The 22,723-nt window shown below is 70.5% G+C and carries 19 protein-coding genes; 7 read left to right on the forward strand and 12 right to left on the reverse strand.

Annotated elements, in window-relative coordinates; translation table 11 throughout:
* Positions 1–76 precede the first annotated feature (76 nt).
* From hemC to ACZ5PP_RS19575, 4 genes are all read left to right on the forward strand, one after another.
* A complete protein-coding gene (hemC, locus tag ACZ5PP_RS19560) occupies positions 77–1,009 on the forward strand; it encodes a hydroxymethylbilane synthase (protein ID WP_004308695.1) in 933 nt (310 codons plus the stop codon).
* A 92-nt stretch (positions 1,010–1,101) separates the two neighbouring features.
* Positions 1,102–1,836 carry a uroporphyrinogen-III synthase gene (locus ACZ5PP_RS19565; RefSeq protein WP_043742968.1) on the forward strand — a complete coding sequence of 245 codons (735 nt, stop codon included), beginning with the start codon at positions 1,102–1,104 and terminating at the stop codon, positions 1,834–1,836.
* A 10-nt stretch (positions 1,837–1,846) separates the two neighbouring features.
* Positions 1,847–3,325 carry a uroporphyrinogen-III C-methyltransferase gene (locus ACZ5PP_RS19570; RefSeq protein ID WP_012585014.1) on the forward strand — a complete coding sequence of 493 codons (1,479 nt, stop codon included), beginning with the start codon at positions 1,847–1,849 and terminating at the stop codon, positions 3,323–3,325.
* A 10-nt stretch (positions 3,326–3,335) separates the two neighbouring features.
* The gene (locus tag ACZ5PP_RS19575; RefSeq protein ID WP_004308699.1) at positions 3,336–4,529 is read left to right on the forward strand and encodes a heme biosynthesis HemY N-terminal domain-containing protein; all 1,194 of its coding nucleotides are present in this window, start codon (positions 3,336–3,338) and stop codon (positions 4,527–4,529) included.
* A 73-nt stretch (positions 4,530–4,602) separates the two neighbouring features.
* Here the strand turns inward: ACZ5PP_RS19575 and hemF are convergent, their stop codons facing one another.
* From hemF to ACZ5PP_RS19605, 6 genes are all read right to left on the reverse strand, one after another.
* Positions 4,603–5,511 carry an oxygen-dependent coproporphyrinogen oxidase gene (gene hemF / locus ACZ5PP_RS19580; protein WP_004308701.1) on the reverse strand — a complete coding sequence of 303 codons (909 nt, stop codon included), beginning with the start codon at positions 5,509–5,511 and terminating at the stop codon, positions 4,603–4,605.
* A 133-nt stretch (positions 5,512–5,644) separates the two neighbouring features.
* Positions 5,645–6,925, reverse strand: a complete 1,281-nt coding sequence (purD, locus tag ACZ5PP_RS19585) for a phosphoribosylamine--glycine ligase (RefSeq protein ID WP_004308702.1) — start codon at positions 6,923–6,925, stop codon at positions 5,645–5,647.
* Positions 6,926–6,959: 34 nt separating this feature from the next.
* Complete coding sequence (gene purH, locus ACZ5PP_RS19590) at positions 6,960–8,549, reverse strand: bifunctional phosphoribosylaminoimidazolecarboxamide formyltransferase/IMP cyclohydrolase (protein ID WP_004308704.1); 1,590 nt, start codon at positions 8,547–8,549, stop codon at positions 6,960–6,962.
* Positions 8,550–8,595: 46 nt separating this feature from the next.
* On the reverse strand, positions 8,596–8,832 hold the full coding sequence (locus ACZ5PP_RS19595; RefSeq protein WP_004308706.1) for a helix-turn-helix domain-containing protein: 237 nt from the start codon (positions 8,830–8,832) through the stop codon (positions 8,596–8,598).
* Positions 8,829–9,869 carry a tRNA dihydrouridine synthase DusB gene (dusB, locus tag ACZ5PP_RS19600; protein ID WP_464826494.1) on the reverse strand — a complete coding sequence of 347 codons (1,041 nt, stop codon included), beginning with the start codon at positions 9,867–9,869 and terminating at the stop codon, positions 8,829–8,831. The genes ACZ5PP_RS19595 and dusB overlap by 4 nt, the downstream gene beginning before the upstream one ends.
* Positions 9,870–10,249: 380 nt before the next feature.
* Positions 10,250–11,398, reverse strand: coding sequence for a trans-sulfuration enzyme family protein (locus tag ACZ5PP_RS19605; protein WP_004308709.1), 1,149 nt, complete (start codon positions 11,396–11,398; stop codon positions 10,250–10,252).
* A 148-nt stretch (positions 11,399–11,546) separates the two neighbouring features.
* On the opposite strand from ACZ5PP_RS19605, the gene ACZ5PP_RS19610 reads away from it, so the two are divergent.
* From ACZ5PP_RS19610 to ACZ5PP_RS19620, 3 genes are read left to right on the forward strand one after another with little or no spacing between them, the layout of a single operon-like run.
* Entirely contained in the window at positions 11,547–12,575 is a 1,029-nt protein-coding gene (locus ACZ5PP_RS19610) for a methionine ABC transporter ATP-binding protein (protein ID WP_004308711.1), read from the forward strand.
* Positions 12,575–13,234 (forward strand): methionine ABC transporter permease, encoded by a 660-nt coding sequence (locus ACZ5PP_RS19615; RefSeq protein WP_004308713.1) that lies wholly within the window; start codon positions 12,575–12,577, stop codon positions 13,232–13,234. Before ACZ5PP_RS19610 ends, ACZ5PP_RS19615 begins: the two co-directional genes overlap by 1 nt.
* A gap of 23 nt (positions 13,235–13,257) precedes the next feature.
* Entirely contained in the window at positions 13,258–14,058 is an 801-nt protein-coding gene (locus ACZ5PP_RS19620; protein ID WP_043742872.1) for a MetQ/NlpA family ABC transporter substrate-binding protein, read from the forward strand.
* A 241-nt stretch (positions 14,059–14,299) separates the two neighbouring features.
* Here the strand turns inward: ACZ5PP_RS19620 and ACZ5PP_RS19625 are convergent, their stop codons facing one another.
* The 6 genes from ACZ5PP_RS19625 to ACZ5PP_RS19650 all read right to left on the reverse strand — a co-directional run bounded on the left by ACZ5PP_RS19625 (position 14,300) and on the right by ACZ5PP_RS19650 (position 22,624).
* Complete coding sequence (locus tag ACZ5PP_RS19625; protein ID WP_464826495.1) at positions 14,300–15,511, reverse strand: FAD-dependent monooxygenase; 1,212 nt, start codon at positions 15,509–15,511, stop codon at positions 14,300–14,302.
* The gene (locus ACZ5PP_RS19630) at positions 15,504–16,847 is read right to left on the reverse strand and encodes an aminopeptidase P N-terminal domain-containing protein (RefSeq protein ID WP_043742870.1); all 1,344 of its coding nucleotides are present in this window, start codon (positions 16,845–16,847) and stop codon (positions 15,504–15,506) included. The genes ACZ5PP_RS19625 and ACZ5PP_RS19630 overlap by 8 nt, the downstream gene beginning before the upstream one ends.
* A gap of 43 nt (positions 16,848–16,890) precedes the next feature.
* Positions 16,891–18,237, reverse strand: a complete 1,347-nt coding sequence (locus ACZ5PP_RS19635) for a virulence factor family protein (protein WP_043742869.1) — start codon at positions 18,235–18,237, stop codon at positions 16,891–16,893.
* On the reverse strand, positions 18,234–20,819 hold the full coding sequence (mprF, locus tag ACZ5PP_RS19640) for a bifunctional lysylphosphatidylglycerol flippase/synthetase MprF (protein WP_052484382.1): 2,586 nt from the start codon (positions 20,817–20,819) through the stop codon (positions 18,234–18,236). Before mprF ends, ACZ5PP_RS19635 begins: the two co-directional genes overlap by 4 nt.
* Positions 20,816–21,502, reverse strand: coding sequence for an N-acetylmuramate alpha-1-phosphate uridylyltransferase MurU (murU, locus tag ACZ5PP_RS19645; protein ID WP_464827070.1), 687 nt, complete (start codon positions 21,500–21,502; stop codon positions 20,816–20,818). The genes mprF and murU overlap by 4 nt, the downstream gene beginning before the upstream one ends.
* A gap of 81 nt (positions 21,503–21,583) precedes the next feature.
* A complete protein-coding gene (locus ACZ5PP_RS19650) occupies positions 21,584–22,624 on the reverse strand; it encodes an aminoglycoside phosphotransferase family protein (protein ID WP_464826496.1) in 1,041 nt (346 codons plus the stop codon).
* Between the last annotated feature and the right edge of the window lie 99 nt (positions 22,625–22,723).

A 22,723-nucleotide genomic window follows, 5' to 3' on the forward strand; every position in this document is an offset into this window, starting at 1 on the left:
TGTCATGTTGCGATGCATCATCCTGGCGCCCGTCGCCTCCGCACCTGTGCCCCCGTTTTCCAGGTGAATCCCGATCGTGAGTCAAAGCAGCCCCGAGCGCATCGTCATCGCAACCCGTGAGAGCCGTCTCGCCCTGTGGCAGGCCGAGCACATCAAGGCCCGCCTCGAGGCGCTCCACCCCGGCTGCCGGGTCGAGCTGCTCGGCATGACCACGCGTGGCGACCAGATCCTCGATCGTCCGCTCGCGAAGGTCGGCGGCAAGGGCCTGTTCGTCAAGGAGCTCGAGACCGCGCTGCTCGACGGCCGCGCAGACATCGCCGTGCATTCGATGAAGGACGTGCCGATGGTGATGGAGCCGGAGTTCGCGCTGCCCTGCATCACCGCGCGCGAGGTCCCGCTCGACGCCTTCGTCTCCAGCCGCTACGAGAGCCTCGCCGACATGCCCCCGGGTGCCGTGGTCGGGACCTCCTCGCTGCGCCGCGAGTCGCAGATCCACGCGCAGTATCCCTTCCTCGGCGTCACCAGTCTGCGTGGCAACCTCGATACCCGCCTGCGCAAGCTCGACGAGGGTCAGTACGACGCCATCATCCTCGCCGCCGCCGGCCTCACGCGGCTCGGCCTGGGCGAGCGCATCCGCTCGGTGATGCCGGCCGAGGTCTCGTTGCCCGCGGCCGGGCAGGGCGCGCTCGGCATCGAATGCCTGTCGGCGCGCGCGGACGTGATCGGCTGGCTGCAGCCGCTCGTCGATGCCGACACCACCGCGTGCGTCCTCGCCGAGCGCGCGGTCGCACGCGCGCTCGCCGGCAGCTGCGAGGTGCCGCTGGGCGCCTACGCGGTGATGCGCGAGGGGCGGCTGTGGTTGCGCGGCTTCGTCGCGCGCCCCGACGGCAGCACCATCGTGCGCGCCGAACGCGAGGGCGCGCCGGCCGAGGCCGAGGCGCTCGGGCGCGCGCTCGCCGACGACCTGCGGGCGCAGGGCGCGGAAGCGATCCTCGCCGAGCTCGGCTGAGCGGACGGCAAGGGAGGCGCGCGGTGACGACCCCGGCGGCAGCTTCCGATCTCCGGTCCGTGCGTCCCCTCGCCGGGCGCACCCTCGTCGTCATGCGCCCGCGCGAGCAGGCCGAAAGCCTGTGCGCCCGCCTCGAGGCCGCCGGCGGGCGTGCGCTGCGCTTTCCGGTGATCGCGGTCGGTCCGGCGCTCGATCCGGCGCCGCTGCAGGCCATCGTTGGCCGCCTCGACGAGTTCGACCTCGCCTTCTTCGTCAGCCCCAACGCGGTCGACCACGCCATGCGCGCGATCCTGCCGCAGCGCACCTGGCCCGCCCGCCTGCGTGTCGCCACCGTGGGCAAGGGCAGCCAGCGCGTGATGCAGGACTGGGGCTTCGCGAACGTCATCGCGCCGCAGGACGGTTTCGACAGCGAGGCCGTGATCGCCCTGCCCGAATTCGCCGCCGACGCGGTGCGCGGGCGCAAGGTGCTGATCTTCCGTGGCGACGGCGGCCGCGAACTGCTCGCCGACACCTTGCGCGAACGCGGCGCGAGCGTGGAATATGTCACCTGCTACCGACGCCATTGTCCCGAGGCCGATCCCGCGCTGCTGCTCGGGCCAGCGGCGCGGGGCGAGCTCGACGGCCTGCTGCTGACCAGCAGCGAGGGCGTACGCAATCTGGAATGCATGCTCGGCACGGAGGGGCTCGCCGCCCTGCGCGCCGTGACGGTGTTCGCCGCGCACCCGCGCATCGTCGCGCAGGCGCGTGCGGCCGGTTTCGAACGGGTGGTCGAGACGCCGGCCGGAGACGACGGTTTGATGCAGGCCCTAGAAAGCCATTTTGCCTAGACGTGGAACCATGAGACAAGAAAATCCCGCTCTGACCCAGCCGCCGCCGGCGACGTCCGCATCGCCGGCCCCGGAGGAGACCCGACCCGTCATCGAGGAGGTGGGCGTGCCCGAGGCACCGCCCGCAGCCGAGGTGGATCCCGCGGCGCGCGGCGCTGCGAGCGAGGGCGATCCGGTCGCCCCCGCCGCACGAACGGCGAACGCCGCCGAGGAGCAGCCCGCTCGCAGTCCCGCCGCGTGGTGGGCGCTGCTGCTGGCGCTGATCGCCGTCGGCGTGGCCGGCTGGTCGATCTGGCAGGCTCGCGAGATGCGCCTGCAGACGGGACAGCTGCGCGCGGAGGTCGCCAGCCGTCTCTCCGATGGCGAGACCATCGCCACCGAGGCGCGCGGGATGATGCGCCAGCAGCAGGAGGTCATCGCCTCGCTGCAGGGCAAGCTCGGTGCGCTCGAATCCAGGGTCGAGACCACACAGGGCCAGGCCGAGGCGCTCGAGGCGCTTTACCAGGAGTTCTCGCGCAGCCGCGAGGACGGCGTGCTCGCCGAAGTCGAGCAGGCCGTCGCGCTGGCCTCTCAGCAGCTGCAGATCGCGGGCAACGTCGAGGCCGCGCTGATCGGCCTGCAGGAGGCCGAGGCCCGGTTGGCGATCCACGATCGCGGCCAGCTCGCCACCCTCCGCCGTGCGCTCGTGCGCGACATCGAGGAGCTGCGCCTGCTGCCGGTGCTGGATGTTTCCGGCCTCAGCCTGCGCCTGGAGCTGATGCTCGAGCGTGCGGACACGCTGCCGCTCGCCTTCGAGAGCCCGCTGCCGGCTGCCGCTGCGGTGGGCGCGGAGATGGGGCCTGCCGATGGCGGTGGCTTCGTGGGCTGGATGGCCGGTGTGTGGCGCTTCGCGCAGAACGTCGCGGCCGATGCCTGGAGCGAGATCCGCACCCTGATCCGCGTCGAGCGCCTCGACCAGGAAGATCCGGTGCTGCTCGCGCCCGAGCAGAACACCTTCCTGCGCGAGAACCTCAAGATGCGCCTGCTCACCGCGCGCCTCGCGCTGATGGCGCGCGACGGCCGCAGCTACGCAGCCGATCTTGCCCAGGCCCGCCAGTGGTTGGAGCGTTTCTACGACCTGCGCGACGAGCGGGTGCAGGCCGCGCTCGGCGAGTTGAAGCAACTCGAGGCGGTGAAGGTGCGCTACGCGCCGCCCGATCTGAGCGAGACCTTCAGCGCCTTGCGCAGCGTGCAGTCGCGCGCTGGCCGCAGCGGCGCGGATGCGCGCGGCGCTGCCGCGCCTGCGCAGGCAGCGCCTGCAGCCGCTGCCGCGCCCGCTCCTGCGTCCGCCCCTGCCGAAGCGCCCGTGGCGACTGCCGAGACCCCGGCATCCGCAGCCCAGGGAGCGGCGAACCAGCCTGCCGCTGCCGAGGCGCAGCCTGCTGCGCCGGCCGAGCAGGCGCCTGCGGGCTCCGTGACCGACGCTGCCGCCCCGGCGGCGAGCCAGTGAGGGCCGAACGATGCGCGCACTGATCTGGCTGATCGGCATCTTCGCCCTCGCCGTCGGCGTGACGATGCTGGCCGGCGTGAATGACGGCTACGTTCTCGTCGTGCTGTCGCCGTGGCGGGCCCAGGTTTCGCTGAACCTCTTCATCGTGGTGCTGGTGGTGGGCGTCGCCCTCATCCACCTGCTGCTGCGCATGGTGACCCGTACCGTGCAGCTGCCCGGCCGGGTGGCGCGCTGGCGCGAGCGCCGGCGTCGCGACAAGGCCGACCGGGCGCTGCACGGCTCGGTGACGGCGCTCTTCGAGGGGCGTTACTCGGAAGCCCTCAAATCCGCCTCGACCGCCTATTCGGCGAGCGATGGTTCGCCGATGGCCGCGCTGGTCGCAGCGCGCGCCGCCTACGGCCTGCAGGACGACACCCGCTACCGCGAGTGGCTGGACCACGCCGCCGAACAGGGCAAGGAGAGCGAGGTGGCCCGCCTGATGACCGAGGCCGAGCTCGCCATCGATGCCCGCCAGTTCGAGCTCGCGGCGGCACGCCTGGCGCAACTGCGCGAGACGGGGCAAAAGCACATCGCGATGCTGCGCCTGGAGAGCAAGGTGGCCTACGAGCTCGGGCGCTGGGAAGAGCTGGTGAACAATGTGCGCCAGCTGCGCAAGCACAAGGCTTTGACCGCGGAGCAGGCTGCGCCCGCGCTGCGTCGTGCCCACGTCGAGCGCATGCGCCAGCTCGTGGGTGATGCGTCCGCCTTGCTCGGGTACTGGCAGGAGATTCCCTCCGAGGAGCTTGCCGACCGGGGGCTGATCAAGGAGGTGCTGCCGCTGATGGCGCGCGCGGGTCAGGCGATGCACATGCGCGCGCAGACCGAGACCTTGCTCGACGAGCAGTGGGACAGCGATCTGGCGCGCCTGTACGCGAGCTGTGCGAACACCATGGACGACACCAACGCTTGCCTGCACAAGGCCGAAGCCTGGCTGGAGAAGCAGCCGCGCGACGCGGGCCTGCTGTTCGCCCTCGGCCAGCTTTGCCGTCGGGTGGAGCTATGGGGCAAGGCGCAGAGCTATCTCGAGGCCTCGTTGAGCGTCGACCCGCAGGTCGGCACCCATCTGGCGCTCGCGCATCTCTTCGAGACCCTGGAGCGCCGTGACGAGTCCCAGCGCCACTACCGCGCCGCGGCCGAGAAGATGGCGGTCGGCGCGCTGGCCTGAGCGAAGAATCACGCAGAGAGATCCCGGGGCCGCGAGGCCCCGTTTTTTTGTCCGCTGCTCGCGATCCGACAAATCAGGCCCAAGCGCGCGGGACGAGGAATTCCTCGTACAGCCTGGCCTCGGGCGAGCCCTCCTGCGGGCGCCAGTCGTAGCGCCACTTCACCACCGGCGGCATCGACATCAGGATGGATTCGGTGCGTCCGCCCGACTGCAGGCCGAACAGCGTGCCGCGGTCGAAGACGAGATTGAACTCGACGTAGCGGCCGCGCCGGTAAGCCTGGAAGTCGCGTTCGCGCTCGCCGTAGGGGATGTCGCGGCGGCGCTCGACGATGGGCAGGTACCCACCCAGGAAGGCCTCGCCCACCGCCTTGGTGAGGCCGAAGGCGGTGTCGAAACCGGTCTTTCCGTCGGCGCCGAGGTCGTCGAAGAACAGCCCGCCCACGCCGCGCGGCTCGTTGCGGTGCTTGAGGAAGAAGTAGCGGTCGCACCAGTCCTTGAGGCGGGCGTACTCGGCCTCGCCGCCCCAGGGTAGCACCGCCGCCTTGCAGCTGCGATGGAAGTGGCGCACGTCCTCCTCGAAGGGGTAGTAGGGCGTCAGGTCCATGCCGCCGCCGAACCACCACACCGGATCCTTGCCTTCGGCCAGCGCGACGAAGCAGCGCACGTTCATATGCACGGTGGGGCAATACGGATTGCGCGGATGCAGCACCAGCGACACGCCCATGGCCTCGAAGCGGCGGCCGGCGAGCTCGGGGCGATGCGCCGTGGCCGAGGCGGGCATGCCGTCTCCCATCACGTGCGAGAAGTTCACCCCGCCGCGCTCGAAGAAATTGCCGTCCTCGATCACTCGGGTGAGGCCGCCGCCACCGCCCGGGCGGTCCCAGCCGTCGCTGCGGAAGGCCTGGCCGTCGAAGGCCTCGAGGCGCTCGACGATGTGGCGCTGCAGCTCGGTGAACCAGGGTTTGACGCTGCGTGGATCCATGCGGGACCTCCGTGGCATTGGCGCGCCAGCGCCCCGCGAGAGCTTCGCGCGCGGACGTCGGCGCTGGGTGAGAGCTACGCCGTCGCTCGCGGAGGCGGAGACGGCGATGGGGCGCCTGCACGGCGCCCGGCGATCAGGCGGTCTTGCGGCCGATCGCGCGGTGGCCGATGTCGCGGCGGTACTGGCGGCCTTCGAAGACGATGCCGTCGGCGACCTCGTAGGCGCGCTTCTGCGCGCTGCGCACGTTGTCGCCGAGCGCGGTCACGCACAGCACGCGCCCGCCGGCAGTGACGACCTGGCTGTCCTGCAGCGCGGTGCCGGCGTGGAAGACATGCACGTCCTCCTGCTCGGAGGCGGGCAGCCCGGTGATGACGTCGCCCTTGCGCGGGCTCTCCGGGTAGCCTGCAGCGGCGAGCACGACGCCGAGCGCGAAGCGGCGGTCCCACTCGGCCTCGGTCTGGTCGAGCTTGCCGGCGATGGCGGCTTCGATCAGATCGGCGAGATCGGTCTTCAGACGCATCATGATCGGCTGCGTCTCGGGATCGCCCATGCGACAGTTGAACTCGACCACGCGCGGCTTGCCCTCGCCGTCGATCATCAGCCCGGCGTAAAGGAATCCGGTGTAGGGCAGGCCCTCGGCGGCCATGCCGGTCAGCGTCGGGTTGATGACCTCGCGCATCACGCGCGCATGCACGTCGGGGGTGACCACCGGGGCGGGCGAGTAGGCGCCCATGCCGCCGGTGTTGGGGCCCTGGTCGCCGTCGTGCAGGCGCTTGTGGTCCTGGCTGGTGGCGAGCGCGAGCGCGTGCTTGCCGTCGGCCATGACGATGAAGCTGGCCTCCTCGCCCTCCATGAACTCCTCGATGACGACGCGCGCACCCGCATCGCCCATGCGGTTGTCGAGCAGCATCATGTCGATCGCGGCGTGCGCCTCGTCGGCCGTCATCGCCACCACCACGCCCTTGCCCGCGGCCAGGCCATCGGCCTTGATCACGATCGGCGCACCCTCGGCGTCGACGTAGGCGTGTGCGGCGGCGGCATCCGCGAAGGTCTGGTACTTCGCGGTCGGGATGTTGTGGCGGACGAGGAACTGCTTGGCGAAGTCCTTCGAGCTCTCGAGCTGGGCGGCGGCCTTGGTCGGACCGAAGATCGGCAGGCCGGCGGCGCGGAAGGCATCGACCACGCCAGCCGCCAGCGGCGCCTCGGGGCCGACCACGGTGAAGGCGACGTGCTCGTGCTTGGCGAGCTCGACCAGCACCTTGATGTCGGTGACGGGAACGTTCTGCAGCAGCTTTTCGGCAGCGGTGCCGGGGTTGCCCGGCGCCACCAGCACGCGGGTGACCTTGGGCGACTGGGCAAGTTTCCAGGCCAGCGCGTGTTCGCGGCCGCCGGAACCGATGACGAGGACTTTCATGTGCTGCTCCGAAGCTCTGCTGGGGTGGTCGTTCTTAGTGACGGAAGTGACGGAAGCCGGTGAACACCATGGCGATGTCCTGCTCGTTGGCTGCCGCGATCACCTCTTCGTCGCGCATCGATCCGCCGGGCTGGATCACCGCGGTCGCACCCGCCTGGGCGAGCACGTCGAGGCCGTCGCGGAAGGGGAAGAAGGCGTCCGAGGCGACCACGCAGCCGGCGATCTGCAGACCGGCGTTCTCGGCCTTGATCCTGGCGATGCGCGCCGAGTCGACGCGGCTCATCTGGCCGGCACCGACGCCGATGGTCATGCCGTCCTTGCAGTACACGATGGCGTTGGACTTGACGTACTTGGCCACGCGCCAGGCGAAGAGCATGTCGCGCATCTCGGCTTCCGTCGGCGCCCGCTTCGTGACGACCTTGAGGTCGGCGATCTGGATGCGGGCCTCGTCGGCGCTCTGCACCAGCAGGCCGCCACCGACGCGCTTGTAGTCGAAGGCACCGGCAGGCTGTCCGAGCGCGCAGGTGAGCACGCGCACGTTCTTCTTGCTCGCGAGCAGCTCGAGCGCGTCGGCGGTGTAGGACGGCGCGATCAGCACCTCGAGGAACTGTGCCGAAACGGCCTCGGCCGCGGCACGGTCGACCTCGCCGTTGAACGCGATGATGCCGCCGAAGGCCGAGGTGGGGTCGGTGGAGAAGGCCTTCTTGTAGGCCTCGAGCGGGCTGGCGGCGACGGCCACGCCACAGGGATTGGCGTGCTTGACGATGACGCAGGCCGCCGCCGAGCCGTCGAAGGCCTTCACGCATTCCCAGGCCGCGTCGGCGTCGGCGATGTTGTTGTAGGACAGCTCCTTGCCCTGCAGCTGGGTGTAGCCGGCCACGCCGCCCTCGGCCGCGCCGGGCTGGCGGTAGAAGGCCGCGGTCTGGTGCGGGTTCTCGCCGTAGCGCAGGTCCTGCACCTTGTCGAAGGCGAGCTGCAGGCGCTCGGGATAGGTCTGCAGCGACACGTCGCCGGCCTCGTTGGTGACGAGCGCGGTGAGGTAGTTGGAGATCGCCGAGTCGTAGCGCGCGGTGTGGGTGAAGGCCTTCACCGCGAGCGCGAAGCGGGTCTTGTGGCTGAGCTTGCCGGCGTTGGCCTCGAGCTCTTCGATGATGCAGCCGTAGTCCTCGGGGTCGGTGACGATGCCGACGCCGCCCTGCTCGTTGCCGTGGTTCTTGGCCGCGGCGCGCACCATGGTGGGGCCGCCGATGTCGATGTTCTCGATCGCGTCTTCCAGCGTGCAGTCGGGCTTGGCCACGGTCTGCTGGAAGGGGTAGAGATTGACCACCACCAGGTCGATGCGGCCGATGTCGTGGGCGGCGATGGTGTCCATGTGTTCGGCGAGATCGCGGCGGGCGAGGATGCCGCCATGCACCTTCGGGTGCAGGGTCTTGACCCGGCCGTCCAGCATCTCGGGGAAGCCGGTGTGCTCGGAGACGTCGGTCACCGGCAGGCCGGCCTCGCGCAGCAGGCTGGCGGTGCCGCCGGTCGACAGCAGCTTGATGCCGAGCGCGGAGAGCTTGCGGGCGAAGTCGAGCACGCCACGTTTGTCGGAGACGCTGATCAGGGCTTGGGTCACGTTCATCGTTGGGCCGGAAGCGGAAGGATGGAGGAAAAGGGGAAGCACCCGCTCAGAGCAGGTCGTATTCGGTCAGCTTGCGCCGCAGCGTGTTGCGGTTGATGCCGAGCATCTCGGCGGCCACGGTCTGGTTGCCCCTGGCCTGCTGGAGGACGAAGGCCAGCATCGGACGCTCGACGTTGCGGATCACCATGTCGTGGATCGCCGCCGGCTTCTCGCCGTCGAGGTCTCGGAAATACTGGTCGAGGGTGCGGACGACGGCGTCCGCGATCTCGTTGCTGCGGCTCATGCTGCGAGTTCCTGCGGATATTCGGCGTGCGGCGCGCGCTCGTGCTCGTAGCTCAGGCGGGCGCCGGCCTCGGCGAGCTGGCCGAAGAAGTCGTCCACCGCGGCGAGCTGGGCGGGAATGTCGGGGATCTGGTTCATCGCGCGGCGGAAGGCCGCCGAGCCCACCAGGCCCTTGGTGTACCAGGAGATGTGCTTGCGCGCGATCTTGACGCCGCGGTCGTCGCCGTAGAAGGCGTAGAGGTCGGCGAGGTGCTCGCGGCACACCTGGTGGATCTCGCTCACCAGCGGCGGCGGCAGGAGCTCGCCGGTGGCGAGGAAATGCTCGATCTCGCGGAAGATCCACGGCCGGCCCTGCGCCGCGCGCCCGATCATGACGCCGTCGGCGCCGGTGTAGTCGAGCACGTGCTTGGCTTTCTGCGGGCTGCTGATGTCGCCGTTGGCGATCACCGGGATGTTCACGAGGGTCTTGACGTGGGCGATGGTGTCGTACTCCGCCTCGCCCATGTACTGGTCGGCCCGGGTACGGCCGTGGATGGCGATGGCGCGGATGCCGGACTCCTCGGCGATGCGCGCGATCGTCGGCGCGTTCTTGTTGGCGCGGTTCCAGCCGGTGCGGAACTTGAGCGTGACCGGGGTATCGGGCACAGCCTTGACTACGGCCTCGAGGATGCGCGCGACCAGCGGCTCGTCCTGCATCAGCGCCGAGCCGGCCATCACGTTGCACACCTTCTTGGCCGGGCAGCCCATGTTGATGTCGATGATCTGCGCGCCGTTGTCGGCGTTGAACTTCGCGGCCTCGGCCATCATCGCCGGATCGGCGCCGGCGATCTGCACCGAGATCGGATCGACCTCGCCGGTATGGTCGGCGCGGCGGCGGGTCTTCTCGCTGCCGTAGAGCAGCGAATTGGAGGTGACCATCTCGGATACGGCGACGCCTGCGCCCAGCTTTTTGCAGAGCTGGCGGAAGGGGCGGTCCGTCACGCCGGCCATGGGGGCGACGAAGAGGTTGTTGCGCAGGGTGAAGCCGGCAAACTGCATGGTTGGAAGGACGAGGGGAAACGAAGCATTTTACCCTATCGATCCTGGCCGTGCGCTTGTTGGGGCGCGTGTGCAACACGCTGATGCTGCGCAGCTCCCTGGAGGCGTCTGTCGGGCGCACGACGGATGGTGCGTCGGGCGTGGCGCGCTCTGCGTGTCGTGGTGTGCGTGGAGGCAGGGGGCGGTGAGTGCGAAAGGGCAACTGCTGCAGTGCGCGGCGCGGGGTCGCGGGGCCGGGGTGGAGGTCGCCGCCTGCCCTCGCGGCCCTTCGCTGCGCTGCGGGCTGCCCTCGGCGGAGGACGTCGCGGGGGCGGCGACCCCCACCCCGGCCCCGCGACCGGAAACGTGGGGGCGGCTTGCGGACGAAACCCGCTCGGGCTTCAGGGCTCGTTTGCTTGCTGCAGCGCCTGTTCGAGGTCGGCGATCAGGTCGTCGCTATCTTCGATGCCCACCGAGAGGCGCAGCAGGTCGAGCGGGCAGCGCGTGCCCGGACCCTCGATCGGGCCGCGGTGCTCGATCAGGCTCTCGACCGAGCCGAGCGAGGTCGCGCGGCGGAAGATCTTCACCGCGCCGGCGACCCGGCGTGCGGCATCCTCGCCGCCTCTCACGCGCAGCGACAGCATGGCGCCAAAGCCGCCTTCCATCTGGCGGCAGGCGATGTCGTGACCGCGGTGCGAGGGCAGGCCGGGGTAGAGCACGGCGAGCAGCGCCGGGTGATGTTCGAAATGCTGCGCGATGCGCAGCGCCGAGGCGGCAGCGGTGCGCACGCGGGGAAAGAGCGTGCGCAGGCCGCGGTTGAGCAGCCAGGCTTCGAACGGGCCGAGCACCGCGCCGCCGGCGGCCCGTGCGGTCTTGATGCGCGCCCAGAAGTCGTCCTCGGCGCGCGTCACCAGAACGCCGGCGACCACGTCCGAGTGGCCGTTCAGATATTTGGTCGCCGAGTGCATCACCACGTCGGCCCCGAGCGCCAGCGGCCGGGTGAAGACCGGGGTCGGCACGGTGGAGTCCACCACCAGGCGCGCGCCCGCGGCGTGGGCGAGTTCGGCGGCGCGCGCGATGTCGAGGATTTCCCAGGTCGGGTTTGCGGGCGTCTCCACCCACACCAGGTCGGCCGGGCGCTGCAGCAGTGCGGCGAGCTCCGCGGCGTCGGCGTAGAAATCGAGCGCGATCTGCCAGTTGGCGGCAAAGCCGATCATCCAGTTGCGCAGCGACCAGTACATGTCGTGCGGCGCGACGATGCGCGCGCCCGGCTTCAGCGCCAGCAGCACCGCCGAGGCCGCGGCCATGCCGGAGGCGAACAGCGCCGCTCGAGCGCCGCCTTCCAGCTCGCACAGCAGGGCCTCGGCGGGGTCGTAGGCCGGGCTGGCGTCGCGCGCGTAGATGCGCCCGCCGGGCAGGCTGCCATCCTCGGCGCGCTCGAAGGTGGTCGCCAGGTGGATCGGCGGCACGATGTCGCGGTGCGGCATCGGGGTGGCGCCCGTGCCCTGGGCGGCGAGGGTGGCAGGGGAGAGCTTGGCGTCGTGCTGCATGATGCGCGGTCCTTCGGGCGGGGGATGCGGTGAGGATGAGCAGGAGGGCGGATGCCCGGGTGGCGGCGAGCCTACAAGTTCCCCGTAGTGGTGTCGAGTCCGGGCTGCGGGTAAGATCTCAGGCTTTTTTCCAGTCCGGAAAGCTCCCGTGATCCGCATCGAAAACCTGCGCAAGACCTACCGTGCCGCCGACGGCCGCGAGGTGGAGGCGCTCGCCGACATCGAGCTCGAGATCGGCGCCGGCGAAGTGTTCGGCATCATCGGCCGCTCGGGCGCGGGCAAGAGCACGCTGATCCGTACCCTCAACCTGCTCGAACGCCCCTCGGCCGGGCGCGTGCTGATCGACGGCGAGGACATCACCACGCTCGACAGCGAGGGCCTGTACGCGCTGCGTCGGCGCGTCGGCATGATTTTCCAGCACTTCAACCTGCTCGGCGCCAAGACCGTCGCCGACAACATCGACTGGCCCCTGAAGGCGACCGGGCACACGAATGCCGCCGAGCGTGCGGAGAGGGTGAAGGAGCTGCTCGCGCTGGTCGGACTGTCCGAGCAGGGGCACAAGTATCCGTCGCAACTGTCGGGCGGGCAGAAGCAGCGCGTGGGCATCGCGCGCGCGCTCGCCAACCGGCCGCAGATCCTGCTGTGCGACGAGGCGACCTCGGCGCTCGACCCCGAGACCACCCAGTCCATCCTGCGCCTGCTGCTCGACATCAACCGCCAGCTCGGCCTCACGATCGTGCTGATCACCCACGAGATGCAGGTCATCCGCACCATCTGCGACCGCGTCGCGGTGATCGACGGCGGGCGCATCGTCGAGTCGGGCAGGGTGGCCGACGTCTTCCTGCACCCGCGGCATCCGGTCACGCGCAGCATGGTGGCGCAGAGCGACGCGCTCGCCGCGGCGAGCTTCGATCCGGCGCACGCCTACATGAAGGACAAGCTGCGCGGCACGCTGGTGCGCCTGACCTACATCGGCGACGTCACCTACCAGCCCATCCTGAGCCGCATCATGGCGGGCGCGAAGGTGCAGATCACGATCCTGCAGGGCGAGGTCTCGAGCATCAAGGACGTCCCTTTCGGCCAGCTGCTGCTCGAGCTCGAGGGCAGCGAGGACGACATCCGCGAGGTGTTCGCCGAGCTCGACCGCCACCAGATCCACCACGAGGTGCTGCAGTAATGGACCTGTCCGTCATCGACTGGAGCGACATCTGGATCGCGACCTGGGAGACCCTGGTCATGACCGGGGTGTCGCTGCTCTTCACCATCCTGCTCGGCCTGCCGCTGGGCATCCTGCTGTTCGTCACCGCCAGGCGCCAGCTGCTGGAGCAGGGCTTCGTCTATACGGTGCTGTCCTTCGTGGTCAACGTGCTGCGCTCGGTGCCCTTCCTGATCCTCTTGATCGTGATGATCCCGGTCACGGTGATCCTGATCGGCACCTCGCTCGGGGTCGAGGGCGCGATCCCGCCGCTGGTGGTGGGCACCGCGCCCTTCTTCGCGCGCCTGGTCGAGAACGTGCTGCGCGAGGTCGACCGCGGCGTCATCGAGGCCTGCCAGGCGATGGGCATCCGCACGCATCGCATCATCTTCGGTGCGCTGCTGCCCGAGGCCCTGCCCGGGCTGATCGCCGCGGTCACCGTGACGGCGATCACCTTGATGTCCTATGCTGCGATGTCCGGCGTGATCGGCGGCGGCGGCCTCGGCGACCTCGCGATCCGTTTCGGCTATCAGCGCTTCCAGACCGAGGTGATGGTGATCACCGTCGCCCTGCTGGTCGTGCTCGTCCAGATCATCCAGTACTCGGGCGACCGCCTGGTGCTGTATTTCACCCGCAAGTGATCCCCACGAAGGAGACTTCAACGATGTCGTTTACCCTGCGCAAACTCCTGGCGGCCGCCCTCGGCACGCTCACCCTGGCCGCCGGCACCGCCGCCGTGGCCGCCGACCGCCTGGTCATCGCCGCCACCCCGGTGCCGCACGCCGAGATCCTCGAGTTCGTCAAGCCGATGCTGGCCAAGGAGGGCGTGGAACTCGAGATCAAGGTGTTCACCGACTACGTCCAGCCCTCGATGCAGACCAACGAGAAGCGCGTCGACGGCAACTTCTTCCTGCACCAGCCCTACCTCGACGCGTTCAAGCAGAAGCAGAAGAACGACATCCAGACCGTGGTCGCCAAGGTCCACGTCGAGCCGCTGGGCGCCTACTCGGCCAAGCACAAGTCGGTGGCCGCCATCCCCGAGGGCGCGACGGTGGCGATCCCGAACGATCCGTCCAACTCGGGCCGCGCGCTGCTGCTGATGGCCAGGAACGGCCTCATCACGCTGAAGGACCTGAACAACATCTCGGCCACCCAGAAGGACATCGCCGACAACCCGAAGAAGCTCAAGATCCGCGAGCTCGAGGCTGCGACCCTGCCGCGCGTGCTCAACCAGGTCGACCTGGCGGTGATCAACACCAACTACGCGATCGAGGCCAAGCTCAACCCGGTCAAGGACTCGCTGTTCATCGAGGACGCCACCTCGCCCTACGCCAACCTGCTGGTGGCGCGCGAGGACAACGCGACCAGCCCGGCGATCAAGAAGCTCGCCGCCGCGCTGAACTCGCCCGAGGTCAGGCAGTTCCTCGCCGACAAATACCAGGGCGCGGTGGTGCCGGCGTTCTGATCGGTCGAGCCGCGGCGGTCTTGCAGGAGCGACGCGCGTCGCGACCGGCGGTGCCGGATGCGACCGGCGTTGGCGGGCGCGCAGCGGCTGCAATCGCGACTCGCGTCGCTCCCACGATCGCGACTCGCGTCGCTCCCACGATCGACATCTGTCCGCGCGCCAAGTTGCGGTGGTTCTCGTAGGAGCGACGCAAGTCGCGATTCGGGCGGCGCGTGAACCGCGGTGCTGCGGCCGCCCGGCATCACGGCCAGGCGCGCGCCCCGAACATCATGCGGCGTGCGACGAAGTTGCGCAGCGGTGGAATCAGGTCGAGGGCGAACAGCGCCGCGCCGCGCGCATGCCGCAGCGGTGCGAAGTCGTTGCTGAACACCCGCACCAGGGTGTCGGTGAAACGCATCGTGCCGAGGCGGTCCAGGGCGCGGGCGTTCGCATAGCCTGCGAGGATGGAAGTGGCGCCGGCGTCGAATAGGCTCGCAGCCGGGTCGTCGGAACGCTGTCGAGCCGCCTCGCTTGCGCGCAGCAGCGCGTCGGCAAGCGCCCACACATCCCGCAGCGCGAGGTTGAAGCCCTGTCCGGCGACCGGGTGCAGGGTCTGCGCGGCGTTGCCGAGCCACACCGTGCGCTGGGCGATGGTCGAGCGCCGGTAGCGCAGCACGAGCGGGTAGCGCAGGCGCGGACCGACGCCGGTGAGGCGCGCGCGGCCGCCGATGTGGGCCTGCAGGCGGGCGAGGTAGGCGGCATCGTCGAGCGCCAGCAGTTCGTCGGCCGTCGCGGGGCGGGCGACATGCACCAGCGCGTAGCCCTCGCCCTTGGGCAGCAGCGCCACCGGGCCCTGCGGGGTGAAGCGCTCGAAGGCGGTGTGGCGATGTCCGCCCGCGACCTGCACGTCGGCGATGAGCGCGTGCTGGCCGTAGTCGTGCTCGACCACGTTGGGGTCGCCCGCGCGCAGGCCACCCTCGGCGCAGGCCGCCAGGCGGGCGCGCAGGGTGGGGGCGGGCCGGCCGGCACCGGCCAGGCTGGCGATCACGTCGTCCTCGCCCGCGGCCAGGTTGGTGATCTCGGTCTCGTCGAACACCGGGATGCCCGCTGCATCGACCGCCTTGCGCAGGGCCGCGGCGAGCGCGCCGGCCGAGGCGACGTAGCCGAGCGCGGGCAGTTCGTGCTCGGCGGCGTCGATCAGGGTGCGGCCGAGCCCGCCCTGGTGCGAGATGTGGATGTGCTCGATCGCCGTGCTCGGCAGCCCATTCCACACGCCCAGTCGCTGCAGCGTGAGCCGGGTGCCGTGGGCGAGCGCGAGGTCGCGCGGGTCGCGCGCCACCGCCTCGCGCGTGCGCGCGTCGGCGAGCACGATGTCGAGGCCGGCGTACTTCAAGGTGAGCGCCAACGCCAGGCCGACCGGGCCGGCGCCGACGATCAGCAGGTCATGGATGCGGTCGGGAGCGTTGTCAGCCATGACGGAGGTCCCGCATCAAGGCCTCGATGTCCGCGACCGCCTTGGGCGCGTCCCCGGTGATCAGCTCGCAGCCGCCGGCGGTGACGACCGCGTCGTCCTCGATGCGGATGCCGATGTTCCAGAAGGCCTCGGGCACGTCGTCGGCGGGACGGATGTAGCAGCCCGGCTCGATGGTCAGCACCATTCCTTCGACCAGCGGCCGCCACTCGCCGCCGAGCTTGTATTCGCCGGCGTCGTGCACGTCCATGCCCAGCCAGTGGCCGGTGCGGTGCATGTAGAAGCGGCGATAGTCGCCGTTCTCGAGCACGCCGTCCAGGCTGCCCTGGAGGAGGCCGAGGTCGAGCATGCCCTGGGCGAGCACCTTCACCGCGGCGTCGTGCGGCTGGTTCCAGTGCGCGCCGGGGCGGGTGGCCTCGCGCGCGGCGGCCTGGGCGGCGAGCACGAGCTCGTAGACCTCGCGCTGCGGGCCGGAGAAGCGGCCGTTCACCGGGAAGGTCCGGGTGATGTCGGAGGCGTAGCCGTCGAGCTCGCAGCCGGCGTCGATCAGCAACAGGTCGCCGTCGCGCAGGATCTGGTCGTTGTCGACGTAGTGCAGCACGCAGGCGTTGGCGCCGCCGGCGACGATGCTGGTGTAGGCGGGGGCCTGGCTGCCGGCGGCGCGGAAGGCGTGCAGCAGCTCGGCCTCGATCTCGTATTCGAAGCGCCGCGGGCGGGTGGCGCGCATGGCGCGGCAGTGGGCGTCGGCCGAGATGCGGGCGGCGCGGCGCATCGTGGCGAGCTCGGAAGCGTCCTTGACGAGGCGCATCTCGTCGAGTTCGGCGCGCAGGTCGCGCACGGAATGCGGCGGGGTGAGGCCGCTGCGGGCCTTGTCGCGCACGGCGTTGAGCGCGCCGAGTACGCGCGCGTCCCAGTCGTTGTCGTAGCCGAGGCTGGTCCACAGCAGGGGCTGGTCGGCGAGGTAGTCGGGGAGGCGCCTTTCGAGGTCGCCGATGGTCCACGCCTCGTCGAAGCCGAAGGCCGCGCGCGCCGCGTCGGGGCCCCAGCGGTAGCCGTCCCAGATCTCGCGTTCCTCGTTCTTCTCGCGGCAGAACAGGATCTGCTTCGCCTCCTTGCCCGCCACCAGCACGACCACGGCCTCGGGTTCGCGGAAGGCGGTGAGGTAGTAGAAGTAGCTGTCGTGGCGGTAGGCGTAGTGGGCGTCGCGGTTGCGCACGCGCTCGGGGGCGGTGGGCAGGATGGCGACGCCGCCGCCGGCGGTCTGCATGCGCTGCAGCAGGCGGGCGCGGCGGGCGCGGAAGGGAGTGGTGTCCATGGGGGCGGTGCCGGGTGCGTTCATGGGCGGAATTATGTCACGCGGCGACGCTGCGGGCCGCTTGCGCCTAATGCGGCGAACGCCGCTCCACGCCGTGCAGGATGCGGCGGGCGAGGGCTTCGTAGTCGCCGTCGAAATGGTGTCCGCCGCTGGTGCGGATGATCTCTGCCCCGGCGCCCAGGCCCGTGCAGGCGGCCTCGTCGTCTTCGTCGCCCTGGAAGCACTGCAGCAGGCGCTGATCGATGCGCAGCGCTTCGGGCAGGGTCGGCACGCTGTCCTCGCGCGCGTGGCCGAGCCATTCGGAGACCGTGACCTCGAAGCTCGCGCGGGTTGCGAACCCGAGCAGCGAGATCTGCACGACGCGACCCTTCATGTCGGCCGGCAGGCGGTTGTAGAGCGCGGGAAGGACGTCCGCGCCGAAGGAGTAGCCGATCAGCACGACGCGCGTGGCCTTCCACCGCCTGGCGTAGGCGTCGATGATGCGGGCGAGATCGCGCGCGCCCTGTTCGGGCGAGCGCTGCGACCAGAAGTAGCGCAGCACGTCCACGCCTACCACCGGCAAGCCCTCGCGTTGCAGCAGCGCGGCGACGTCCTTGTCGAGGTCCCGCCAGCCGCCGTCGCCCGAGTAGAGGATGGCGAAGGCGCCCGTGCCCGGGCCGGGCGCGGGGAGTTCGACCAGCGGCAGGTCGCCGAGCGCGTCGTCCTGGCGTGGATGCCCGGCGCGACCGACTCCGGCCAGCAGCGCGGCGGCGGGCTTTTCGGGGCTGTCGGTGACCTGCACGTCGTGCCGCCCCGCCGCGAGCCGGGCGACGAGCGTGTGTGTGGCCTGGCCCGCGTCCGTGCTGGCGATCAATTCCACCGAGAAGGGCAGGGGCGGCGGCATCAGCCTTGCGGTGCCGTCGGTCGGCCGGCCGTCGTGGCCGCATAGCGCCCGGCGCAGTGCGGCTGCGGGCAGCGGGTCGACCGCGACCGCTCCGGCGAGGGTCGCGGCCGCAGCCTGGTCGGCGACCGCGAGCGCCATCGTCCCGCCTTCGCCGACCCCCGCCAGCACCGGGAAATGGTAGGCATGGGCGCCCGTCTGGCGCTGGAGTTCGTGGCTGACCGCCTCGATCTCGCCGATCAGGATGCTGCAGTCGTCGTGGCGCGCCCGCATGCGTCGCATCACGCCTGCCAGGTCGATGCCGATCACCACGAAGCCCTGCTTCGCCAGCGCCTCCGCCGCGCCGCGCTCGGGGCCGTCCCAGCCGTCCGCGTCCGAGAACAGCACCACGGCGCCGGTGGGCGGCGTGGCGGGGAGGATCTTCAGCGGCGCGCCGATCGTCATCTCGGGATCCGCGGCGGACGTGCCCGGCGCGCCTGCGGACAGCATGGCGGCCAGGGCGAGGGACGCGAGGAATCGATGGGGCAGGTTCATTTGCCGATCACTCCCTTGAGCCCGCCGCTGATCAGCACGGTGATGTCCGCCAGCGCGAGCATGGGGTTGATGCCACCCGCCACCGCAAGGTAGCGGGGCTGCCACTCGGGCAGGAACTTGGCCTTGAAGGCGCGCAGGCCGCTGAAGTTGTAGAAGCGTTCGCCGTGCTCGAACACCGTCCTGCCGACGCGGTGCCAGATCGGCGCGGCCGCGCTCGCCGACAGGCCGGACAGCGGTGCCATGCCGAGCAGGAACCATTCGTAGCCTTCGCGCTGGAAGTGCAGGATCAGGTGCAGCAGCAGCGCCTCCATCGCGCCGTTGGGCGCGTCGGCGGAAAAGCGCATCATGTCGACGGTGGCCTCCTGCTTGAGGTCGGTGAGCAGCACGTTGGCGAAGGCCACGACGCGCCCTTCCTGGCGCAGCAGGGCGACGGGCTGGCGGCGCACGTAGGCCGGGTCGAAGGCGCCGAGCGAGAAGCGCTTCTCGCGCGCCTTGTGCTGCGCGAGCCATGCACCCGAGAGTGCGGAGAGCTCGTCCATGCAGGCGTCCAGCGCCGGTCCGGAAAGGATCTCGAAGCTCAGGCCCATGCGCTCGGCGCGGTTGAGCGATTGTCGCAGGCTGGCGCGCTTGCCGCCCTTGAGGTCGAACTCGGAGAGTCGGACGCGCGCCTCCTCGCCGAGCTTGAACGCCATCAGGCCGGCATCCGCGTAGAGGCCGAGCGATTCGGGGGCGACCTGGTAGAAGACCGCACGACCGCCGGCATGACGGGCCAGTTCGGCGAAGTTCCACACCAGCTCCGGCCAGGTCTCGCGCGGGCCGATCGGATCGGACAGGGCGACCCAGGAACGCCCCTGGATCGCGTACATGATGAAGGCGCGGCCATCCTCGGAAAACAGCAGGCGCTTGTCGCCCATGGCGACCAGGCCCGCGTCGACGTGGGCCTGGGCGGCGACGATCCGGCGGGCGCGCTCGAGCGCTTCTTCATCCGGCAGGGCCGAGCGCACCCCGACCGGCTTCATCAGCGTCCACCATGCGCCCAGGCCGGCGGTGAGTGTGATGCCGATCAGCGCCCGCAGGCTGCGCGGTGCCTCGCTGTAGAACTCGAACTGCCACCACAGCGAGTGGCTGTAATCCACGTCCTTGTAGACGAACAGCAGGATCGCGACCGCCGTCACCAGCAGCACGCCCATCGCGGCGAGCCAGCCCGGCGCCATCGCCTGATGGAGTAGCGAGGCGTGGCGCGAGAAGGCGCGCCGCGAGGCGAGCAGGGCCGCGAACAGGGCCGTCAACATCAGCGCCTCGCCGAGGGCCAGGCCCTTGAAGAAGGCCAAGATGGCCGACAGCGGAACGACGATCACGGCCAGCCACCAGGCGCCGTCGAGGCGGTACACCAGCCCGCGCGCGATGATCAGCAAGGCCATGCCGAGCACGCTGCCGAGGAAGTGGGCGCCTTCGAGCAGCGGCAGCGGCACCACGTCGCTCAGCACGTCCAGGGCCTCCTCGCTCGCCGGGGTGACCCCCGAGAACACCAGCACTGCGCCGAGCACCAGGGTGAATGCGCCGATCAAGGGGGGCGCCAGGCGGTGCCCGGCCTTCAGGGCCGCGGCCATCAGCGGCGTCCGGGCCGCCTTGCGCAGCTCCAGCGCGGTGATCAGCAGCACCGCCAGGATCAGCGGCGCCAGGTGGTAGATCACGCGGTAGAGGATGAGTGCGCTCAGGATCTGGTCGATCGGCAGGCGTCCGTTCAGCGCGGCGACGATCACCGTCTCGAACACCCCCAGGCCGGCCGGCACGTGGCTCACCACGCCGAGGCCGACGGCGACCGTGTAGATCGCGACGAAGGCCGGCAGGTCGATGCTGCCGGCGGGCAGCAGCACCCACAGCACGGTGGCCGAGGCGCCGATGTCGACGATGGTCGCGACCAGCTGGCGGACCATCTGGCGCCACGAGGGCAGGCGTGCAGGAGAGCCGAACAGGCTCACCGTCCTGCCCTCTCCAGCGGCCAGGCAGAGCGCCACGAAGGCGGCCAGCATGCCGCCGCCGATCAGCTGCAGCACGAACGGCGCGACCGACAGCATGGCCAGTTCATCGGCGGCGACGAGCAGACCGATGGCCGCCGTCGCCGCCAGCCCGATCGCGAAGGCGGCGGTGACGAAGGCGACGATGCGGGCGACCTCGTCGGGCTCCAGGCCGTAGGGCGTGTAGAAGCGGTAGCGGATCGCGCCGGCGGTCAGCGGCCCGAAGCCGACCGTGTTGCCCACCGAGTAGGCGCAGAACGAGGTCAGCGCGACGACGTTGCGCGGGACCTTGCGGTCGATGAAGTCGAGCGCGCCGAGGTCGTACACCATCAGGGCGACGAAGCTGAGCAGGGTGCAGCCGAGCGCGATGGCGAGCGCCCGGTCCGGCGTCGCGGCGAGTGCCGCCTCGACCTCGGCATACGACACCTCGCCGACGAGGTGGCTGACGGCCGTCCAGGCGAGCGCGAGGACGAGCACGGCCAGGGCGGGGACCACGGCCGGGCGGATGCGTCTGGCTTGATCGAGCACGGTCTCGATCAGGCGCTTGGCTTTATCGGTGTTCAAGAGGGCCTCTTGTGTTGGAGCTCGCGGTCGAGTTCGGCCAGGCGCTGCGGCGTGCCGACGTCGATCCAGCGTCCGCCGTGGCGCCGGCCGGTGACCTTGTGTGCGGCCATCGCTGCGCGCAGCAGGGGGGCGAGTTTGGCGGGGGTGTCGTCGGCGAGGCCGGTGAACAGCGCGGGGTGGTAGGCGCCGAGGCCGGAGAAGGTCAGCCGCGGCGGGCCGTCGGCGTGGACCAGGCCGTCCGGGTCGAGGCGGAAGTCACCTTCGGGGTGGTGCGCGGGGTTGTCCACCAGCAGCAGGTGGGCGAGCGCGCCGTCGGCGCGCAGGTCCGCGGCGGCAACGCGCAGGGCGGCGAAGTCGGCGTCACAGAACACGTCGCCATTGACCACGACGAAGGGGGCGTCACCGAGCAGCGGCAGGGCGTGGCGGATGCCACCGGCGGTCTCCAGCGCGCTGGCCTCGGGCGACCACGCGATGCGCACGCCGAAGGCCGCGCCGTCACCGAGCGCTCCTTCGAGCCGGTGGCCGAGGTGGGCGTGGTTGATGACGAGCTCGCGGAAGCCGGCGGCGCGCAGGCGTTCGATGTGCCACACGATCAGCGGCTTGCCGCCCGCCTCGAGCAGCGGCTTGGGGGTGTGGTCGGTGAGCGGGCGCATGCGCTCTCCGCGACCGGCGGCGAGGATCATCGCTCGGGTCATGGTGTCTCGGCTGAAGGGGCGCGTGGGCAGGCGCAGGCTGGCACCGCGGTAGGGGCCGCGGCGCGTCGTTCAGAAGGTGTAGCCGACCTGGGTGTCCTCGGGCTCGAGGCGGTCGAGCAGCTTCAACAGCGGAGCGAGGTCGCGCCAGCGCTTGCAGGCGCGGCGCAGGTAATCCATGACCAGCGGCATGTCGGCGAGGTAGCCGTCCTTGCCGTCGCGGTGGTACAGGCGCGCGAAGATGCCGAGCACCTTGATGTGGCGCTGCACGCCCATCCACTCGAAGTCGCGGTGGAAGTCGGAGAACTCCGCCCGCACCGGCAGGCCGAGCTTCTTCGCGGTCTCCCAGTAGCGGATCAGCAGGTCGAGGATGAACTCCTCGTCCCCGCGGATGTAGGCGTCCTTGAACAGCGACACCAGGTCGTAGCTGATCGGGCCGTAGACCGCGTCCTGAAAGTCGATGATCCCGGGGTTGGCGCCGCGGCCTTCGGCGGGGTCGAGCAGCATCAGGTTGCGCGAGTGGTAGTCGCGATGCACGAAGACCTGCGGCTCGGCGAGGTTGACCGCGAGGATGCGCTCGAACGCCGTGTTCAGCATCGCCGTCTCGGCCTCGGTGAGCGCGACGCCCTTGTGGCGGGCGATGTACCACTCGGGGAAGAGCTGCAGCTCGCGCAGCAGCAGGGCGCGGTCGTACTCGGGCAGCACGCCGGGGCGGCTGGCGCACTGGATGGCGGCGAGCGCGCCGAGGGCGTCGGCGTACAGGTGATGTGCGGTTCGGACGGCTTGCGGCGCATCGTCCTGCGTCTTCAGGGCTTGCAGGTAGGTCGTCGAGCCGAGGTCGGAGAGCAGCAGGAAGCCCTGCTCGAGATCGTGCGCGAGCACGTCCGGCACGTGGGCGCCGGCGGCGCGGAAAAGCTCCGCGACGTGCAGCCAGGGGCGCACGTCCTCCTTCTCGGGCGGGGCGTCCATGACGACGCGCGAGGGACTGCCGTCGGCGAAGGTGGCGCGGAAGTAGCGCCGGAAGCTGGCGTCGGCCGAGGCCGGGGCGAGTTCGAAGGACTGGCCGGGCAGGACACTGGCGAGCCAGGTCCGGAGTTGTTCGAGGCGATGCAAGCCGGATCTCCGCGGGGGTTCGTGTACAATCCGCGAGTTTATCAACACGGTGGTTCGGGTGGGCAGTCGCGCACCGCGAACGACGGCAAGGGCTTGATC

Source organism: Thauera sp. DNT-1 (assembly GCF_055393985.1).

Bases quoted from the DNA above. Each gene is read 5' to 3' on its own strand.
- ACZ5PP_RS19565 (WP_043742968.1), top strand. From the start codon at position 1,102: ATGCGCCCGCGCGAGCAGGCCGAAAGCCTGTGCGCCCGCCTCGAGGCC.
- ACZ5PP_RS19570 (WP_012585014.1), top strand. From the start codon at position 1,847: ATGAGACAAGAAAATCCCGCTCTGACCCAGCCGCCGCCGGCGACGTCC.
- ACZ5PP_RS19575 (WP_004308699.1), top strand. From the start codon at position 3,336: ATGCGCGCACTGATCTGGCTGATCGGCATCTTCGCCCTCGCCGTCGGC.
- hemF (WP_004308701.1), bottom strand. From the start codon at position 5,511: ATGGATCCACGCAGCGTCAAACCCTGGTTCACCGAGCTGCAGCGCCAC.
- purD (WP_004308702.1), bottom strand. From the start codon at position 6,925: ATGAAAGTCCTCGTCATCGGTTCCGGCGGCCGCGAACACGCGCTGGCC.
- purH (WP_004308704.1), bottom strand. From the start codon at position 8,549: ATGAACGTGACCCAAGCCCTGATCAGCGTCTCCGACAAACGTGGCGTG.
- ACZ5PP_RS19595 (WP_004308706.1), bottom strand. From the start codon at position 8,832: ATGAGCCGCAGCAACGAGATCGCGGACGCCGTCGTCCGCACCCTCGAC.
- dusB (WP_464826494.1), bottom strand. From the start codon at position 9,869: ATGCAGTTTGCCGGCTTCACCCTGCGCAACAACCTCTTCGTCGCCCCC.
- ACZ5PP_RS19605 (WP_004308709.1), bottom strand. From the start codon at position 11,398: ATGCAGCACGACGCCAAGCTCTCCCCTGCCACCCTCGCCGCCCAGGGC.
- ACZ5PP_RS19615 (WP_004308713.1), top strand. From the start codon at position 12,575: ATGGACCTGTCCGTCATCGACTGGAGCGACATCTGGATCGCGACCTGG.
- ACZ5PP_RS19620 (WP_043742872.1), top strand. From the start codon at position 13,258: ATGTCGTTTACCCTGCGCAAACTCCTGGCGGCCGCCCTCGGCACGCTC.
- ACZ5PP_RS19625 (WP_464826495.1), bottom strand. From the start codon at position 15,511: ATGGCTGACAACGCTCCCGACCGCATCCATGACCTGCTGATCGTCGGC.
- ACZ5PP_RS19630 (WP_043742870.1), bottom strand. From the start codon at position 16,847: ATGAACGCACCCGGCACCGCCCCCATGGACACCACTCCCTTCCGCGCC.
- ACZ5PP_RS19635 (WP_043742869.1), bottom strand. From the start codon at position 18,237: ATGAACCTGCCCCATCGATTCCTCGCGTCCCTCGCCCTGGCCGCCATG.
- murU (WP_464827070.1), bottom strand. From the start codon at position 21,502: ATGATCCTCGCCGCCGGTCGCGGAGAGCGCATGCGCCCGCTCACCGAC.